This window comes from Clostridium sp. CM038, assembly GCF_055081105.1.
Genome location: NZ_CM143651.1, coordinates 3,030,992 through 3,047,557, shown reverse-complemented (window position 1 = coordinate 3,047,557; position 16,566 = coordinate 3,030,992). Strand labels below are relative to the sequence as shown.

Here is a 16,566-nt window from a genome sequence, read left to right as displayed (position 1 = left end):
ATATAACAGGGGGGAATAATAAAAATGAATAAATCAACAAAGATTAGTGCAACTTTGCTTGCGGTAACCTTAGGGGTATCATTGCTATCGGGCTGTGGCACTAAAGCAGCACCAGAGGCTAATGGCAAGGTGCCGCAGGTAATAACTTTCAATTTAGGTGCAGAACCTAAGACTATCGATCCAGCATTAAGTCAGGCAAGTGACAGTGCAGATGTTATCGGAAATGCTTTTGAGGGTTTGATGAGATTGGATGATAAAGATAAACCAATTCCAGGTATGGCTGATAGGTATGAAATGTCAAAAGATGGTTTGACTTATACGTTTCATATTAGAAGTGGCGCTCAATGGTCAGATGGCAAACCAGTTGTTGCTGGTGATTTCGAATATGCGTGGAAAAGAGTTTTAAAGCCTGCAACTGCTTCTGTATATTCTTATCAACTTTTTTACTTGAAGAATGCCCAAGGGTATAATGAAAGCGAACTTGCAGCTGACAAGAAAACAGCTGGTGTAAAATCAGCAACTGTTGATGAAGTCGGAGTTAAGGCTAAAGATGATTCAACTCTTGTAGTTACCCTCGAAAACCCAACTGCTTACTTCTTATCACTTATGGCTTTCGAAACATATATGCCGATTAGAAAAGATGTAGCAGATAAAGATGCTTCTTGGGCAACCAAACCTGCAACTTATATTACTAATGGTGCATTTAAAATGAAAGAATGGAAACCTAAGGATGTTTTGACTTTTGTAAAAAACGACAAATATTGGGATGTTAAAAATATTAAACTTGATACTCTTAACTATAAAATGTTAGAGGATCAAACAGCAGCACTTTCAGCATATAAAGCCGGTCAAATGGATCTCATTAAAGATCCACCACAATCAGAAATTCCTGCGCTTGTAGCAGATGGTAGTTGCAAAATCACTCCTAATTATGCAACTTACTACTATGTGCTAAATCTTACAGCAGAGGCGGTTAAGATAAATCCAGAGGCTGCTAAGGCTATACAAAACCCTAAAGTAAGAAAAGCATTATCGCTTGCCCTTAACAGAAAAGACATAGTTGATAACGTTAGTAAAGGTGGGCAAACCCCAGCAACGTCATTTGTTCCAAAAGGGAGTCTAGAACCAAATGGTAAGGATTTTGCAAATAAAGCTTACTACCCAGCGGAGGGAGATATAGCTCAAGCTAAAAAATTACTAGCTGAAGCAGGGTATCCAGATGGAAAAGGATTCCCTAAAATAACTTTACTCTATAACACCCTTGCGGGACACCAAAATATAGCTGCTGCAGTTCAAGATATGTGGAAAACAAATCTTGGAGTAAATATAGAACTTAAGAACCAAGAATGGAAGGTATTCATACAAACAAGAAATACTAAGCAATATATTCTTGCAAGAAATGGCTGGAATGCAGACTACACAGATCCAATGACATTCCTTGATTTATTTACAACAAGTTCAGGAAATAATGACGCTGGATACAGTAATCCAGCATATGATGCAAAAATAATAGCTGCAAAAAAGGAATTAGATCCAGCTAAGAGAATGGCTATTTTGCATGAAGCAGAAGACATTATTATGAACAATGATGTTGTAATTCCTATTTATGGGTATACAAATACAATGGTTTCAAAACCAAATATTATGGGAGTTCGTACATCAGCTTTAGGAAAACATTGGTTCCAAAAAGCCTACGTAACTGCTGCTAAATAACATAAAATAGCAAAATAATAAAATGCCCTATAGAATAGATAAAAGTCTATGCTGTAGGGCATTTTTATGAAAATAAAAGAGGTGGGTTAACAGATCTAATGGGGGAATAGATGTTAACCGTCTCTAATGTTTTCCCAGGTATTAGTAGGCAGTATCTATACATAAAATAATTCCTAAAAAGAATTACTTAGAATATTTTATTTGAGTAATGATTAAAGTGTTACAAATTTTTTAGATTTTTTATAAAAAAGGTTGTTAACTGCCACTAAGTTGGTATAAAATTTAACCGGACATAGTTATTTATTTTGAAAGGAAGGATAAGCATGAATTATGATGAATCTATAGCTTACATAAAAAATACAGCAAAGTTTGGTAGCAAACTTGGGCTTGAGAGAACTGAAAAAATATTAGAACTTTTAGGAAACCCGCATAAAAAATTAAAGTGTATACATATTGCAGGAACTAATGGGAAAGGTTCAACTACTGCTATGGTTACTACGATTTTGGTCGAAGCTGGATATAAAGTAGGCTCATATACTTCGCCATTTATTGAAGAGTTTGAAGAAAGAATGCAAATAAATAATAAAAACATCTCTAAAGGAGATTTAAGTGATGTTGTAACAGAGGTTTCTAAAGCGGTAGAAAAGGTAGTGGAACTAGGATATAGTAATCCAACAGAGTTTGAAATCATTACCTGCGCGGGTTTTTTATATTTTTATAAAAACAATATAGATTTTGCAGTGGTTGAAGTAGGGATAGGTGGAAGGCTTGACTCAACAAATGTAATTACACCTATTTTAAGTATTATTGCATCTATTAGTTTGGACCATACGCTAATACTCGGAGATACTATCGCTAAAATTGCTTGTGAAAAAGCAGGTATTATTAAAGAGGGGATTCCCGTAGTTATGTTTCCGCAACAAAAACAAAGCGAAGAAGTAATAGAAAGAATATGTAGAGAAAAAAAATGCAAATTAATAAAAGTATCACAGGATTCAGCGGTATATTTAGGGAAGGGAAATTTACAATATAGTGCAGTGGATTCAATGGAAGAAACAATGTGTACTAGTAATAATGCTATAACTCAAAAATTGAAAGTGCAAACTTCAAATAATGATTATACTATTGATTTATCACTTTTAGGAAAACATCAATTACTAAACTGTTCTGTAGCGGTTCATGCTATAGAGGAGCTTATAGAGCAAGGCGCAATGATTAATAGAGATCATATAATAACAGGGCTTGGGAGTGTAGTGTGGCCAGCAAGGCTTGAGGTGATGCATAAAAAGCCTTTAGTAGTTATAGATGGTGCACACAATATAGATGGTATAGAAAAACTTACGCAGAGTATTGATATGTACTTTAACTACAAAAAAATCATATTAATTTTAGGAATCCTTGCGGATAAGCAAGTGGAAGAGATGATAAAAACTATAGTTCCAAAGGTGAGTAGAGTTATTACTGTTACCCCCCATAGCGATAGGGCGGAACTCTGCGAAGAATTAAAAATCCAAGTAGAAAAATATACTATGAGTTGCGAGGCAATTGAAGATTATGAGGATGCATATAAAAAAGCTTTGAGCTACTGCGATGAAGATGATTTACTGTTAGTGTCAGGTTCTTTATACATGGTGGGCGATATGAGAAAAATAATACGAAATGTTCATAGCCATTAATAGTATTAAATCATCTCCTGCGGAGCTGAAATGTCGTTAAAAATAAATTGACACATATTACTAGATAATATGTGTCAATTTATTTGGTTAAGCTTTTGCAACTAATTCTTCCAGTGCCAAAGCTAATTGGTCTGGGCAAGAAGTGCTTTTACCACCACAGTTAATACCCTTAAGTTTTTTTATAACTTCGGAAACTTCCATACCTTTTACTAAGGTTGAAATTCCACTTAAATTTCCAGCGCATCCTCCTGTGAAAACAACATTTGTTATTTTATCGTCAACGACTTCAAAAGTTATTTTTTTTGAACAAACGCCTTTTGGCTCATAACTATACATAATTTACTCCTCCGTCCTTTGTAATATTAATAATTACAATAGTTATTATATACTATTAAGTATCCTCATTTCAAGAATTTAATTTTAATGAAAACAATGTTAGCATATTAGCGCTATTTTCATATTATGGTTATGGGGAGGTGAGGGATTTGAGAAAGTTATATGTGTGTAGTACTTCAGCAGATTGCATATCAAAAGTTAACTTGGATTTGTTTATAGAAGAAGAAAAAATATATTTGGATAAAAAAAATCTCAAAAGAATTGGTCCTCATGGTATATATATATATAAAAACAAGATATTAACAGCTAATAGTTATGATAATAGTATTTCTATGGTTGATATTGATAATAATGAAACAGAAAGTTATTTTATAGGTATGCATTGTAATGATTTATCAGTTTATGATAATAGGGCATATGTTATTTGTGGAGATTCTGATGATATAATAGTTTTTGATTTAGACAAAAAAACAATTGTAGAAGTAATTCCATGTGGTAACTCACCACATAGTATTTATCTTTGTAAAAGAAAGAACCTTATTATAGTGGCAAATATGAATAGTGACAGCATAACAATAATAGATTGTGCTCAGAATACAAATATTAAAAATATTAGGGTGGGGGCATATCCTACTAAAGCTCTAATTACCCCGGATGGAAATTATATTTTAGTTTGCGAGAGCAATATAGGTATGGACAATAAGGGAAGTATAAGCATTATTTCATTAAAAAACTATAACGTATTATACAAGATACCTGTTGGTAATTCGCCTGTGGACATGTATTGTAATGAAAAATACTGTTATGTATCAAATTTTGGAGATGGCACGGTGAGTATATTAGACATAAATAATTACAAAGAGATAAAAAAAATTAAAATTGGGGGTATGCCTCGGGGAATACTCGAAGATGAAAAATATTTGTATGTAGGTGATAATTATAACAATTTGCTTATTAGAATTGATAAAATTACTGAAAATAAAAAAGCCATCTCTATTGGCGGAGAGCCCACAGGTATGGCACTTTTATAAAAATCAGCTTCTATAGAAGATTAAGATTAATCATCTATGAGAAGATTAATTATTTTAGCATAAAGTTCAGAAGGGTTTTTTCTCCATTTACTGCATAAATTTCGTGCTTGCTTGTTCGACGCAACACTAAGTTTAATATCTATAAGTGTAAAATTATCTTCTGAAGCGGTTAGGTTAACTAAATAATTATTATTGTTTTCTATTGTGTAATCAGCACTAACCGTGAGTGCTTTTTTGATGTTTTCAATATGAACTTTCAAATAGCTATCAATAAGTTGTATCTTGCTTTCAGAAATTCTTCCTTTAAATAAAGATAGAACATTGTCACCTTTTTGCGAAATGACTAATCTATGCTTACCTTTCTGATCAGTATGCTTAAGTAGGTTAGATGCAATAAGTTCAGTAATATATTGTTGCAAAGTAAAATAATTTATAAAATTATTCTCTAAAATAATTTGCGTTATTTGAATATTAGAAATAGGGAGCTTTATTTTATAAAATATATAAAGTAAAAGAAGCTTATTTTCAGCTAAGTCTAAAGCATCCTCAAACATATCTGTTCCTCCTTGTAGTCTGCTTAATATAAAACAATAATGAACGGTATCATTTCATGTAAAATTAACTATAAACATTATAACATAAAAAGCACCGAAATGAATCGGTGCTTTTAATCTTAATACTATATAATGGTTTATCTGAATTTTCAAAAGAAATAAACTTTATAAATTAAATTATACACATATATATTAACTTATAGAATATAAATTTAAAGTATAAATGTGCGAGGAGACGATAGGGGATATCTATTACTTTGGCACAAAGTGATTATAAGGAGGATATAAGAGGATATGAATATGAATTACATAAAAAAAAAATTAATAGTATTTTGTGCGATTTTCATTGTGATTTTATCAATTATAGGTGTTTATAACTTAAAAACTAAGGGTGCGTTTTTGGGTGAGCAACGTAAATTACCAATTTACTCCGTAGATACTAAAGAGAAAAAGATTGCGATCTCTTTTGATGCAAACTGGGGCGATGATAGAACAGATGATATATTAAAAATATTAGATAAGTACAATGCTAAAGCAACGTTTTTTATAGTGGGAGCGTGGCTAGACCAGTATCCGGATAGGGTAAAGACGATGCATCAAAAAGGTCATGAAATAGGAAACCATTCCAATAAGCATCCTATAATGACTACAATATCCAAGGAGAGAATGAACAAAGAAATAACCACCACAGATGCTAAAATAATGGCTATAACAGGGAAAGAAACAACCCTTTTTAGATGCCCATCTGGAGAATATAATAATTTAGTAATTGAAACCGTAGAATCAACAAATCATTATTGTATTCAATGGGATGCAGATAGTATTGATTGGAAAGAGCAGGGGGCAGAAATTGAGTATAATAGAATAATTAAAAAGACTAAGCCGGGCTCCATACTTTTATTTCACAATAATGCAAAGTATACCCCTGAAAATTTAGAAAAAATTTTAAAACATTTTAAGGCTCAAGGCTATAAATTTGTAAAAATATCAGATCTTATATACAAAAAAAACTATTATATAAATGAATCAGGAAAACAAATACAAAAATAAAAATTAAATGTATTGAAATCCACGGTGTATTTGTATTATAATGGAAATACCAATTAGTTATAATTTTGGAAAAATAGATATAAACAAAATTCTCTTAATATTAGGTATATTACATTGAAAAACTGAATATTTATATTCTAAAGAAAGTTTATTAAAAAAAACTAAGGGAAAGAGGGATTATGATGGATAATGTTATGTTAAATAACAAGATTTATTTAGAAGGAAAGGTAGTATCTGAATTGAAATTCAGTCATGAAATGTATGGAGAAGGCTTTTATGTATTTGATTTTGAGGTTTGGAGACTTAGTGAAACAACAGATATTTTAACTATAACAATTTCTGAAAGATTAATTGCAGGTATGAATATTACAATAGGAAATGAGTTTATAGTTGAAGGTCAACTTAGATCTTACAATAAATTCGTTGACGGATCTAACCGATTAATATTAACGGTATTTGCTAGAGATATTAAAATTTGTGAAGAACACAGTAAGAATCCAAATCAAATATTTTTAGATGGATATATTTGCAAGAGTCCAGTGTATAGGACAACTCCGTTTGGGAGAGAGATTGCGGACATGCTTTTAGCAGTTAACAGATTGTATAATAAATCTGATTATATACCTACAATTGCTTGGGGACGAAATTCTAGGTTTTGTAAAAGTCTTGAAGTAGGAGATAATATAAGAATATGGGGAAGACTTCAGAGTAGAGAATATCAAAAGAAATTATCAGATGACGAAGTTATAAAGAAAGTGGCATATGAAGTCTCTATATCAAAGATGGAAAAGGTTGCTAAAGATGGTGAGGGCACTGTAGAAGCGGATATGATTGATGAAGAGCAGGACCTTGAAGCTCTAGACGTTATATAGTATAGATATGTAGAATGAATTTTCTTCTTTTAATGGGGTTGAAAAGAGCATATATTACGTAAAATACATTCGAACAAGCTTTAGTAATTCAAACTAATTTTATCGGAAGATACGTTAAGAACAGTACATGTTTGAGCGTTAGCGAGTTTGTACTGTTTAGTATCTTTCAATAAAATTAGTTTAGAATTACTTAGCAAAGTAAGATGAATTTGTAGTAATATATGCTCTTTTAATTTTTGTTATTTTCTTAAATCATCAAGTAGTTTAGTTTTTTCTTTAGTTCCACTATCCACATTTTTTATTATTTTTGCGGGTGTTCCAGCAACTACAACATTTTCAGGAACATCATTTACAACTACAGATCCTGCTGCCACTATAGAATTATTTCCGATTTTTACTCCTTCTAAAATTACAGCATTGGCTCCAATTAGTACATTGTCTCCAATTTCACAAGGACTTTTACTTGGAGGTTCTAACACTCCTGCGATTACTGCACCTGCACCTAAATGAACTCTTTTACCGAGTTTACCTCTGGCACCAACAACAGCGTTCATATCTACCATAGTTTCATCGCCAATTTCAGCACCTATGTTAATTATGGCACCCATCATTATAACGGCATTTTTACCTATGGTAACCTTGTCGCGTATAATTGCACCTGGTTCAATTCTTGCATCGATATTTTTTAAATCTATCAAAGGAATAGCGGAGTTTCGTCTGTCTTGTTCAAGTTTGGATTTTTTGATTCTGTCTTTATACTTTATTAGAAAATCTGATACCTCATTACTTTCTCCAAAAAGGATATAAAAGCTTCCGTTACCAAAACTTTCTATATTGCCAAATTCGCATTGTGATAAATCTCCATCAATATAGAGTTTAAGTGGAGTTGCCTTTTTAGCTTCTTTTATGTATCTTGCAATTTCATAAGGGTCGGTTAAATCATAGTTCATAGTTAATCTCCTTTCGTATTATAAGTATTAAGCCAAATTTTCATTTTTATGCATTTAATTTCGATTACACCATAAATATTAGCATTATCCTAGAACAATTTAAAAAATACTGATTTTTATTCTATTATATAGTAAAATACTTATAATGCAAATAATTGAAAGCACAAACACATTGAAAAGGATGATGTTATGAATAATTTATTTTCAAAAAATGTAAGCAATGTAGAGATTTCTGGAATTAGAAAATTTTTTAATAAGGTTCCACAAGTTGAAGGGGCGATTTCACTGACTCTTGGTCAACCTGATTTTCCAGTGCCTAAAAATATTAAGAAAGCCATGATCCAAGCTATTAATGAAAATAAAACTGAGTATACAACTAATGCAGGTATTCCGGAGCTACGACATGAGATTTCTAATTTTTTATGCGGCACAGGCATCAACTATTCAGCTGATGAAATAACTGTGACTGTTGGTGGAAGTGAGGCACTTCTATGCACATTTGCAGCATTTTTAAATGTTGGAGACAAAGTGCTGGTACCGACTCCAGCTTATCCAGCTTATGAGAGCTGTGTAAAGATTTTTGGAGCAGAAGTAGTTAATTATAAGCTTAACAGTGATTTTACTATTAATTTTGAAACATTAAATAAACTTATTAATGAAGAAAATCCTAAGATTTTAGTGATGTCACATCCGTCTAACCCTACTGGAGCAACATTAACATTATTCGAGCGAAATAAACTTTTTCAAATTCTAAAAGAAAAAAATATTTACATAATAAGTGATGAAATTTATAGCTCATTATGTTATGAAAAATACTATTCATTAGCTCAAATTGATGAATTAAGGAATAAAGTAATTTTGGTGGGTGGATTTTCTAAAATGTTTTCAATGACGGGACTTAGAGTTGGATATGTTTGTGCTAGCAAATATATCATGGATAATATAATGAAAGTACATCAGTATAATGTTTCTTGTGCAGCCTCAATATCTCAATGGGGCGCGTGCGAAGGATTACTTTCTAGCATGAATGATGTAAATAATATGAAAGTGGAGTTTGAGAGGCGAAAAGATTATGTATATAAAAGGTTGAAGCAAATGGGAATGGATACAACTATTCCTAAAGGGGCCTTTTATATATTTCCCTCTATAACAAAATTTTCTATGAGTAGCGAAGAGTTTTGCAACAGACTGTTGAATGAAGGCAAGGTCGCTGTTGTGCCTGGTTCGGCTTTTGGCACCGGAGGAGAAGGTTTCATAAGGATATCATATTCTTATAGTATGGAAGTGTTAAAAGAGGCTTTAGATAGAATGGAAAAGTGGATTAAATCATTACCTGAGTAATTTTTAAAAATATTGAACTAGAAAAGCAACCTATTTAAGTATTTAATACTTTGAAGGTTGCTTTTCTAGTTTAAAGGCTAAATCATCTCCTGCGGAGCTGTATTAACGACTTCAGAAGGAGATTTGTACTCCAACTGAAGTTTTTTATTTGTTAGGGCACGTAACTCCAGCGTGTAGTAATGGGAGACTTTCCGTCTGAACTGTCGTTATATTGACATATTAACTACATCATCCATACTATATAGACCTTTTTCTTTTCCGTATATATATTCGCAAGCTTTAAGTGCACCTATTGCAAAAACATCTCTTGATATTGCAGTATGCTTAATTTCAATACATTCTCCTTTTCCTGCAAATATGACTTCATGATCACCTATAATACTTCCACCACGGATAGCATGAATCCCTATTTCATTAGGTTGTCTTTTACTTAAACCATCACGTCCTTTGACAAAGGTGGTTTCGTCATCTATAGAATCTTTAATTGTATTTGCAAGGAGTAAAGCGGTACCACTAGGGGAATCGACTTTTTGATTATGATGCTTTTCAATTATCTCAATGTCAAAATCCTTGTAAAGCATATTGCTTATGCTTTTAAGTATATTATTAACAACATTTATACCTATAGACATATTTGCAGAGTGGAATACTGGGATTTCGGTGCTGAGGGAACTAATTTTAGATAACTGTTCTTGCGTGTAACCAGTAGTGCAGAACACAATAGGGATATTTTTCTCTTTAGAATACTTACATAAGGAATCTAAAGCATCTGGCCTTGAAAAATCTAAAATCACATCTATATCATTTTCGCATTCAAGTATGCTGTCATAGCATGTATAGCCTAAATTAAATGAATTTTTATCAACACCTGCAACAATTGAAATCGTTGTTGATGCTTTAGCCATTTCAGAAATAACTTTGCCCATCTTTCCATTGCAGCCATTTAGAAGCATTCTAATCATTTGATTTCCTCCTTTAAAGGGATATTATATGCTTTTAATTCTTTTTTTAGAATCTGTAAATTTATTTCATCCATTTCACATAGTGGTAGTCTTAAAGCCCCGACTTCCATTCCCATAAGATTCATAGCTGTTTTTACAGGGATAGGATTAGTTTCTATGAATATAGAGCCATTAAGAGGAAGATACTCCAATTGTATTTTTAGAGCTTTTGCATGCTCGCCTTTTAAATATAATTCACACATGTTATGAATCACTGTAGGAATTATATTTGAAAGAACAGATATAACTCCGATACCTCCTAAGGAAAGTATAGGTATAACTTGGTCGTCATTACCTGAATAGATATCTATTCTATCTCCGCAGAGTGCTTTAATCTGTGCTATCTGACTTATATCGCCGCTCGCTTCTTTAATTGCTACAATGTTTTGTACTTCGCATAATTTTAGAAGTGTGTTTGGAGTAATATTAAGACCTGTTCTCGAAGGAACGTTGTATATTATTATTGGTGAAGTTACACTATTTGCAATTGCTTTGAAATGCTCAACTAAGCCTTTTTGAGTAGTCTTGTTATAGTAAGGCGTAATTACAAGTAATCCGTCTACGCCTATTTTTTCTGCCCATCTACTCATACTTATTGCAGCGGCAGTATTGTTACTTCCTGTGCCCGCGATTACTGGAATTCTCTTATTAACTAGATCAACTACAAATTTTATAGTCTCTTTTCTTTCTTGCTCTGTCATAGTAGAAGCTTCACCTGTAGTACCACATACTACAATAGCATCTGTCATGCTTTTGATATGCCATTCTATTAATTCTTCGAGTTTTTTAAAATCTACGCCTCTTTCATTAAACGGAGTGACTATTGCAACACCAGAACCTTTAAAAATACTCATAAGATTACCTCCTAGTAGTTTATACTATATAGTTATTAATTTAGATCGCTTTTAGTGAAGCATTTCGTAATATTCTTCATAATGAATTAGGAAACACATAAATTATCACTAAAATATTTTTCTTCATTAGATTATATTATATAGCCCATATGTAAAAATATATATACTTAAAAAAAAAAAACTGAAAATCAGCAAGGTATAATTTAATGGGTATATTTATAAAACTGTAATTTAAATCATATTATGATTAAATAACGGGTAATATTTATTTTTTATTATGAATAAAAAAACCTCAAATTGTAAAAAATATAAGATATTACAATTATAATTAGGAGGTATATGATGGGTAAAACACCTTTGAAAAAAGTTATAAAAGCTAAGTTAAGAACAAATAAAGAGTTAACTAAAAACGAAATGCTAAGAGAATCGTTAAAATATGAAATAGCGGAAGAATTAGGATTAACAGAAAAGATAGATGTGGATGGTTGGAGTGGATTAACAGCAGAAGAAACAGGAAGAATTGGAGGCTTAATGACAAAAAGAAAGAAAGCCATAAATCTCCCTAAAAACAAAGATTTTTAAAGATATTAAGCAAATTAATTTGGACAATATTTGGTATATAGGTTAGTATATTATATACCATTATAGTATTAAGAGGAATATAAAGGAGAAATGTTAATATGAACTGTTACAAAGAGTTTGCTTGTATATATGATGAATTAATCAATTCTGATATTGATTATAAAACATGGGCTTCCAAAATATTATGTATTTGCAAAGAGCATCACTTAGATATGGAGAGTTATTTAGATTTAGCCTGTGGTACAGCAAATCTTACTATAGAAATTGCAAATGAGTTTAAGCATACCTGGGCAGTTGATTTATCTTGTGATATGTTAAGTCAAGCAGAGAAAAAGATGAGGGATGCTCGGGTAGGAGCAAAATTTGTATGCCAAGATATTTGTGAATTGAATTTAGATAATACTTTTAACCTTATAACTTGCGGATTAGATTCTAGCAACTATATATTAAAAAAAGAAAATTTTAAAAAGTATTTATTAGGCGCTTATGATTTATTAAAACAGGATGGGTTATTCATCTTTGATATTAACTCTTATTATAAACTTACCAATGTGCTTGGTAATAATATTTATAATTACGATAGTGATGATGTAGTGTATATTTGGGAAAATTATTTAGAAAATGATATAGTACAAATGAATTTAACTTTTTTTGTAAAAGAAGGACAAGTGTTCAGACGCTTTGATGAGCAACACTCTGAAAGGGCTTATAAAGAAGAATATGTAGAAAGTGTTATAAAAGAAATTGGGTTCGAAATAATTAAAAAGATGGATAACTATGAAGATAAAGTAGTAAGTAAAATCACAGAGCGAATATGTTACGTACTTAAGAAGTAAAAAACAAAAATAGTTTACAGGAGGCTAGTATATGGATAAATTGGTTAGAGCTACTGCAAAGGAAGGCCAGGTTAGAATAGTCGCAGCAATAACTACGGGTTTAGTAAATGAGGGAGTTTCTATGCATTTGTGTGCACCCACGGCAGCAGCTGCTTTTGGTAGGATGCTAACGGCTGGTGCTCTTATGGGAAGCATGTTAAAGTCGCAGCAAGATAGTTTAACACTTCAAATTGATGGCGGAGGAGAAGCGAGAGGCGTGGTAGTAACTGCACATGCTGATGTAAGTGTAAAAGGGTACATAGGAAACCCTAATGTAGATTTGCCTGCAAACAAACAGGGGAAACTTGATGTAAGTGCTGCCGTTGGTACGGATGGTTATTTAAGGATTATAAGAGATATGGGACTAAAGGAACCGTACATAGGTCAAGTGCCAATCTGTACAGGTGAAATTGGGGATGACTTAGCTTATTACTTTACTGTATCAGAGCAAACGCCGTCTGCTGTGGGACTCGGAGTTTTAGTTGACACGGATATGAGCATTAAAGCTTCAGGAGGTTTTATAATCCAAATGATGCCTGGTGCAGACGAATTTTTAGCTGATATAATAACGTATAGGCTTGAAGAAATTCCATCTATAACTGAATTAATAGCAAAAGGGATGAACATCGAAGAAATTTTGGAATTTATTTTTGAAGATATGGAACTTAAAATACATGAAGAGGTTAAGCCGACGTATAAATGTGATTGCTGCAGGGAAAGGGTTGAGAGGGCCTTAATAAGTATAGGTAAAAAGGATTTAGAAGAATTATATAATGATGGTAAAACCGAAGAACTTAAATGCCATTTTTGTAATGAAAATTATGAATTTAATCATGAAGAAATTGGGCAATTACTTAAAGAAGCTAATTCATAGATAAAAATGCAGCTTTGGATAAAGAGAATATAGTATATGTGGTATTGCTTTTTATAGAAAGCAATACACAAACTATATTCAATAGTAATATATGTTTCAAATCGTAGCAAAGTGGAGTAAATTCGATAAATAGGGAGTATAATTTAAATATACGTGAATATTGACCATATTTATGGTTGACAGCCGTAAGAAAATCTTATAATATAATAAAGTACTCACAAAGTACACATGGACGAGGAAGTTAACAGTAAAGTAAAAAAACAGTTAATACATAAAGTTGTTGACAAGTTTTATGAAATGATGTAAACTGTACTAGTCTGATAAAGATATGTGGGAGCATAGCTCAGCTGGGAGAGCATCTGCCTTACAAGCAGAGGGTCACAGGTTCGAACCCTGTTGTTCCCACCACATATGGCTCAATAGCTCAGTTGGTTAGAGTGCCGCCCTGTCACGGCGGAGGTCGAGGGTTCGAGTCCCTTTTGAGTCGCCATTTGAATTTAGTGAATTTGAAAATTATTAAGGCTGGATAGCTCAGTCGGTAGAGCAGAGGACTGAAAATCCTCGTGTCCCTGGTTCGATTCCTGGTCTAGCCACCAGTGTTGCGGAAGTGGCTCAGTGGTAGAGCGTCACCTTGCCAAGGTGAACGTCGCGAGTTCGAATCTCGTCTTCCGCTCCAACTATAATTATGAATAATGGCGCTATAGCCAAGCGGTAAGGTCAAGGTCTGCAAAACCTTTATTCCCCGGTTCAAATCCGGGTGGCGCCTCCAAAACAATAAAAAGTAGTCTAAATGCTGATATTTCAGCATTTAGACTACTTTTTTTATTTCAGTATATTTTGGATTCGTTAGACTCTAAAAATACTACCTCTATCGATTAGTTTTCCATTTCTCAAAAATACAGGTTCTACCTTATGCTTATTTAAAAAATTTAATACTTCTTTCCCATACAAATAATGATCTAAGTGACCATAAAAAGCTAAGACATTATCTTCGATAAGACCTGTTACGCCACCTATAAAACCGTAGTTAAGCCCGGGAAGGATAATATCACCAGGTGGAATTAATAAAATATCTATTTTTTCAATGCTTAAAGCCTTAGCGATAGAAACATCACTAGTTATGACTGCATGATCATTTACAATGCAAGTAGAACATTTTGTATAACCTTGCTTAACGTTTATTAATTTTCTTGTTTTTAATAGTGACAAAAGATTAGTATCAGTAAAATTAACTGAGTGAATAAAAAGATTGCCTAGGCTTAATGAATTGAGACATATGTCATAAGGGTATTTATCTTTTAAAGTTGAATTTGATTTATAAACTTTATAATTTAACAAAATTAAGCTCAGTATGAATTCATTATCCATGTCTTTATGAACTATAATATCTTTGCCTAAAATATGCATAAGCATATCAGGGTGACCACATACAGCCTCGTATAAAATGTTGCTAGGTGGGCAAATAAGCAAGTTATATCCTCTAGAAACTAAATATTCTTTTTCTTCATTATGAATTCTAAAATCAACAATAATATTTTTCATTACAATACTCCTATTTAATATTTATTTTCTTATGTTTATTTTATAACACAAAGCTATCACAAATTGCAATATGTCGATAATTGTTTAATCTATTTTGCATATACATTAATATTACACACATACTATCTTAGTGAGAAAGGAGTGTGCGAAATGCTTTTATTAACTATTGTATATAATAGGAGTATGGAATGTATTATTGATGAAATTAAAGACATTAAGAAGTGTTTTGAAGATAAAAAAAATTTTTCAGGTATATCGGAAAATATAATAGGGGATACTCACGTAGTAAAGTTTTTTTGTGATGATGACAACTTAAGCGATGCTAGTATCAAAACATTTAATTTGCATGTTGCAAACATGTTATATAAAATAGTTGTAATGGAATTTTGTAAAAAAGGACTCAAAAAATTTTTAGATGAATCTTATTTTTTTCTGCAATATGATGAAATAGAACAAATTAAACCTAGGATACAAGAATACTTGAGTAGTGAGGGCGAAATATCCGGACCTAATGGAGTATATTGTATGAATAGGAAAAATAGTATAATTGATAAGATAACTAAATGTATAGAAGAAAATAATGAAATTAATATAAGTGGATTTTTAACCTTTAGGACAAAAGAGCTAAAGGGAGATTTAGAGTGCATAGTGGATAAAGTTGTGGAAGAGTATATGGTAGAGAAAGAATATAATGAGTTTATAAAATTGCTTAAATACTTTGTTGATGTTCAGGATAGTAAGGTAGATGAGATTAATATTCTAATTGAAAAAAACGGAAATTATCGTTTAACAGATGAAGAAGGTAATGATTTAGTAGGAAATATGATGATGGAGTTACCGGATGTTAAATTTGATTCAAAAGAAAATCGAGAGGAACTTATTATTAGCACTATGATAACCAATGCTCCTAAAAAAGTAATTATACACTGTGTAGAGCATTGTAAAAATAAAGAACTAATACAAACGATAAACAAGGTTTTTGCAGATAGGGTCTATTATTGTGATAAATGTGTTAAATGTGAAGAGATAAAAAAAGAAACTCTTGTATGGTAGTAAGGCATATTGATATGTGAATAAAATAAATAAAAAAGTGTTGACAAACAAATACTTAGATAGTATACTTTGAATTGTTGTGAGTGAAAATATAAAAAATATTTTAATATAATAGAGTTATCTTTTACAAGAAGAAACAGCCGTTTCTCACCTAACAGTAATGCTAGTTAGGTTAATTAGTAATTTAAATTTGTTACTATTAGGGACGGCATTTTGTCGTCCTTTTAATTGTTTAAATATTATATTTTTATCTAAATACACT

16 protein-coding genes, 5 tRNA genes and 1 other annotated feature are annotated in these 16,566 nt (G+C 31.8%); of the genes, 15 read left to right on the top strand and 6 right to left on the bottom strand.

Features of this window, described 5'->3' with window-relative positions:
- Positions 1–18 precede the first annotated feature (18 nt).
- Both ACWJKS_RS13995 and ACWJKS_RS13990 read left to right on the top strand, forming a co-directional pair.
- Positions 19–1,713, top strand: a complete 1,695-nt coding sequence (locus ACWJKS_RS13995; RefSeq protein ID WP_216303292.1) for a peptide ABC transporter substrate-binding protein — start codon at positions 19–21, stop codon at positions 1,711–1,713.
- Positions 1,714–2,036: 323 nt separating this feature from the next.
- Positions 2,037–3,389, top strand: a complete 1,353-nt coding sequence (locus ACWJKS_RS13990) for a bifunctional folylpolyglutamate synthase/dihydrofolate synthase (protein ID WP_462959805.1) — start codon at positions 2,037–2,039, stop codon at positions 3,387–3,389.
- Positions 3,390–3,476: 87 nt separating this feature from the next.
- Here ACWJKS_RS13990 and ACWJKS_RS13985 read toward each other — a convergent pair whose 3' ends face one another.
- Entirely contained in the window at positions 3,477–3,725 is a 249-nt protein-coding gene (locus ACWJKS_RS13985) for a TIGR03905 family TSCPD domain-containing protein (protein WP_165414214.1), read from the bottom strand.
- A 149-nt stretch (positions 3,726–3,874) separates the two neighbouring features.
- On the opposite strand from ACWJKS_RS13985, the gene ACWJKS_RS13980 reads away from it, so the two are divergent.
- Positions 3,875–4,756, top strand: coding sequence for a YncE family protein (locus ACWJKS_RS13980; protein WP_220287406.1), 882 nt, complete (start codon positions 3,875–3,877; stop codon positions 4,754–4,756).
- 26 nt (positions 4,757–4,782) lie between these two features.
- On the opposite strand, the gene ACWJKS_RS13975 is transcribed toward ACWJKS_RS13980, so the two are convergent.
- Positions 4,783–5,310 carry a DUF4364 family protein gene (locus ACWJKS_RS13975; RefSeq protein WP_216303278.1) on the bottom strand — a complete coding sequence of 176 codons (528 nt, stop codon included), beginning with the start codon at positions 5,308–5,310 and terminating at the stop codon, positions 4,783–4,785.
- A 294-nt stretch (positions 5,311–5,604) separates the two neighbouring features.
- Between ACWJKS_RS13975 and pdaB the strand changes: the two genes are divergently transcribed.
- Both pdaB and ACWJKS_RS13965 read left to right on the top strand, forming a co-directional pair.
- Positions 5,605–6,360, top strand: coding sequence for a polysaccharide deacetylase family sporulation protein PdaB (gene pdaB / locus ACWJKS_RS13970; protein WP_165414217.1), 756 nt, complete (start codon positions 5,605–5,607; stop codon positions 6,358–6,360).
- 182 nt (positions 6,361–6,542) lie between these two features.
- Positions 6,543–7,232 (top strand): single-stranded DNA-binding protein, encoded by a 690-nt coding sequence (locus tag ACWJKS_RS13965; RefSeq protein ID WP_462953163.1) that lies wholly within the window; start codon positions 6,543–6,545, stop codon positions 7,230–7,232.
- Positions 7,233–7,471: 239 nt separating this feature from the next.
- On the opposite strand, the gene dapD is transcribed toward ACWJKS_RS13965, so the two are convergent.
- Positions 7,472–8,182 carry a 2,3,4,5-tetrahydropyridine-2,6-dicarboxylate N-acetyltransferase gene (gene dapD / locus ACWJKS_RS13960; protein WP_216303276.1) on the bottom strand — a complete coding sequence of 237 codons (711 nt, stop codon included), beginning with the start codon at positions 8,180–8,182 and terminating at the stop codon, positions 7,472–7,474.
- A 189-nt stretch (positions 8,183–8,371) separates the two neighbouring features.
- On the opposite strand from dapD, the gene ACWJKS_RS13955 reads away from it, so the two are divergent.
- Positions 8,372–9,523, top strand: a complete 1,152-nt coding sequence (locus tag ACWJKS_RS13955) for a pyridoxal phosphate-dependent aminotransferase (RefSeq protein WP_216303275.1) — start codon at positions 8,372–8,374, stop codon at positions 9,521–9,523.
- A 206-nt stretch (positions 9,524–9,729) separates the two neighbouring features.
- Here the strand turns inward: ACWJKS_RS13955 and dapB are convergent, their stop codons facing one another.
- On the bottom strand, positions 9,730–10,485 hold the full coding sequence (gene dapB / locus ACWJKS_RS13950; protein ID WP_220287413.1) for a 4-hydroxy-tetrahydrodipicolinate reductase: 756 nt from the start codon (positions 10,483–10,485) through the stop codon (positions 9,730–9,732).
- Positions 10,482–11,378, bottom strand: coding sequence for a 4-hydroxy-tetrahydrodipicolinate synthase (gene dapA / locus ACWJKS_RS13945; protein WP_220287415.1), 897 nt, complete (start codon positions 11,376–11,378; stop codon positions 10,482–10,484). The genes dapB and dapA overlap by 4 nt, the downstream gene beginning before the upstream one ends.
- Before the next feature lie 342 nt (positions 11,379–11,720).
- On the opposite strand from dapA, the gene ACWJKS_RS13940 reads away from it, so the two are divergent.
- The 8 genes from ACWJKS_RS13940 to ACWJKS_RS13905 all read left to right on the top strand — a co-directional run bounded on the left by ACWJKS_RS13940 (position 11,721) and on the right by ACWJKS_RS13905 (position 14,478).
- On the top strand, positions 11,721–11,960 hold the full coding sequence (locus ACWJKS_RS13940) for a small, acid-soluble spore protein, alpha/beta type (RefSeq protein WP_165414222.1): 240 nt from the start codon (positions 11,721–11,723) through the stop codon (positions 11,958–11,960).
- 98 nt (positions 11,961–12,058) lie between these two features.
- Complete coding sequence (locus ACWJKS_RS13935) at positions 12,059–12,796, top strand: class I SAM-dependent DNA methyltransferase (protein WP_220287417.1); 738 nt, start codon at positions 12,059–12,061, stop codon at positions 12,794–12,796.
- 31 nt (positions 12,797–12,827) lie between these two features.
- On the top strand, positions 12,828–13,709 hold the full coding sequence (hslO, locus tag ACWJKS_RS13930) for an Hsp33 family molecular chaperone HslO (protein WP_216303271.1): 882 nt from the start codon (positions 12,828–12,830) through the stop codon (positions 13,707–13,709).
- A gap of 332 nt (positions 13,710–14,041) precedes the next feature.
- Positions 14,042–14,117 (top strand) — tRNA-Val (locus tag ACWJKS_RS13925).
- 5 nt (positions 14,118–14,122) lie between these two features.
- A tRNA-Asp gene (locus ACWJKS_RS13920) sits at positions 14,123–14,199 on the top strand.
- A gap of 30 nt (positions 14,200–14,229) precedes the next feature.
- Positions 14,230–14,305 (top strand) — tRNA-Phe (locus ACWJKS_RS13915).
- Between the two features lie 5 nt (positions 14,306–14,310).
- Positions 14,311–14,385 (top strand) — tRNA-Gly (locus ACWJKS_RS13910).
- Between the two features lie 18 nt (positions 14,386–14,403).
- A tRNA-Cys gene (locus tag ACWJKS_RS13905) sits at positions 14,404–14,478 on the top strand.
- 77 nt (positions 14,479–14,555) lie between these two features.
- Here ACWJKS_RS13905 and ACWJKS_RS13900 read toward each other — a convergent pair.
- On the bottom strand, positions 14,556–15,251 hold the full coding sequence (locus tag ACWJKS_RS13900) for a DUF6873 family GME fold protein (RefSeq protein ID WP_216303270.1): 696 nt from the start codon (positions 15,249–15,251) through the stop codon (positions 14,556–14,558).
- 150 nt (positions 15,252–15,401) lie between these two features.
- Between ACWJKS_RS13900 and ytxC the strand changes: the two genes are divergently transcribed.
- A complete protein-coding gene (ytxC, locus tag ACWJKS_RS13895; RefSeq protein ID WP_216303269.1) occupies positions 15,402–16,304 on the top strand; it encodes a putative sporulation protein YtxC in 903 nt (300 codons plus the stop codon).
- A 122-nt stretch (positions 16,305–16,426) separates the two neighbouring features.
- Positions 16,427–16,538: a sequence feature (ribosomal protein L20 leader region), on the top strand.
- The last annotated feature ends 28 nt before the right edge of the window (positions 16,539–16,566 follow it).

What these genes read in the sequence shown, in the direction of transcription:
- ACWJKS_RS13990 (WP_462959805.1), top strand. Translation starts at nt 2,037, where the DNA reads ATGAATTATGATGAATCTATAGCTTACATAAAAAATACAGCAAAGTTT.
- ACWJKS_RS13985 (WP_165414214.1), bottom strand. Translation starts at nt 3,725, where the DNA reads ATGTATAGTTATGAGCCAAAAGGCGTTTGTTCAAAAAAAATAACTTTT.
- ACWJKS_RS13975 (WP_216303278.1), bottom strand. Translation starts at nt 5,310, where the DNA reads ATGTTTGAGGATGCTTTAGACTTAGCTGAAAATAAGCTTCTTTTACTT.
- pdaB (WP_165414217.1), top strand. Translation starts at nt 5,605, where the DNA reads ATGAATATGAATTACATAAAAAAAAAATTAATAGTATTTTGTGCGATT.
- ACWJKS_RS13965 (WP_462953163.1), top strand. Translation starts at nt 6,543, where the DNA reads ATGGATAATGTTATGTTAAATAACAAGATTTATTTAGAAGGAAAGGTA.
- dapD (WP_216303276.1), bottom strand. Translation starts at nt 8,182, where the DNA reads ATGAACTATGATTTAACCGACCCTTATGAAATTGCAAGATACATAAAA.
- ACWJKS_RS13955 (WP_216303275.1), top strand. Translation starts at nt 8,372, where the DNA reads ATGAATAATTTATTTTCAAAAAATGTAAGCAATGTAGAGATTTCTGGA.
- dapB (WP_220287413.1), bottom strand. Translation starts at nt 10,485, where the DNA reads ATGATTAGAATGCTTCTAAATGGCTGCAATGGAAAGATGGGCAAAGTT.
- dapA (WP_220287415.1), bottom strand. Translation starts at nt 11,378, where the DNA reads ATGAGTATTTTTAAAGGTTCTGGTGTTGCAATAGTCACTCCGTTTAAT.
- ACWJKS_RS13940 (WP_165414222.1), top strand. Translation starts at nt 11,721, where the DNA reads ATGGGTAAAACACCTTTGAAAAAAGTTATAAAAGCTAAGTTAAGAACA.
- ACWJKS_RS13935 (WP_220287417.1), top strand. Translation starts at nt 12,059, where the DNA reads ATGAACTGTTACAAAGAGTTTGCTTGTATATATGATGAATTAATCAAT.
- hslO (WP_216303271.1), top strand. Translation starts at nt 12,828, where the DNA reads ATGGATAAATTGGTTAGAGCTACTGCAAAGGAAGGCCAGGTTAGAATA.
- ACWJKS_RS13900 (WP_216303270.1), bottom strand. Translation starts at nt 15,251, where the DNA reads ATGAAAAATATTATTGTTGATTTTAGAATTCATAATGAAGAAAAAGAA.
- ytxC (WP_216303269.1), top strand. Translation starts at nt 15,402, where the DNA reads ATGCTTTTATTAACTATTGTATATAATAGGAGTATGGAATGTATTATT.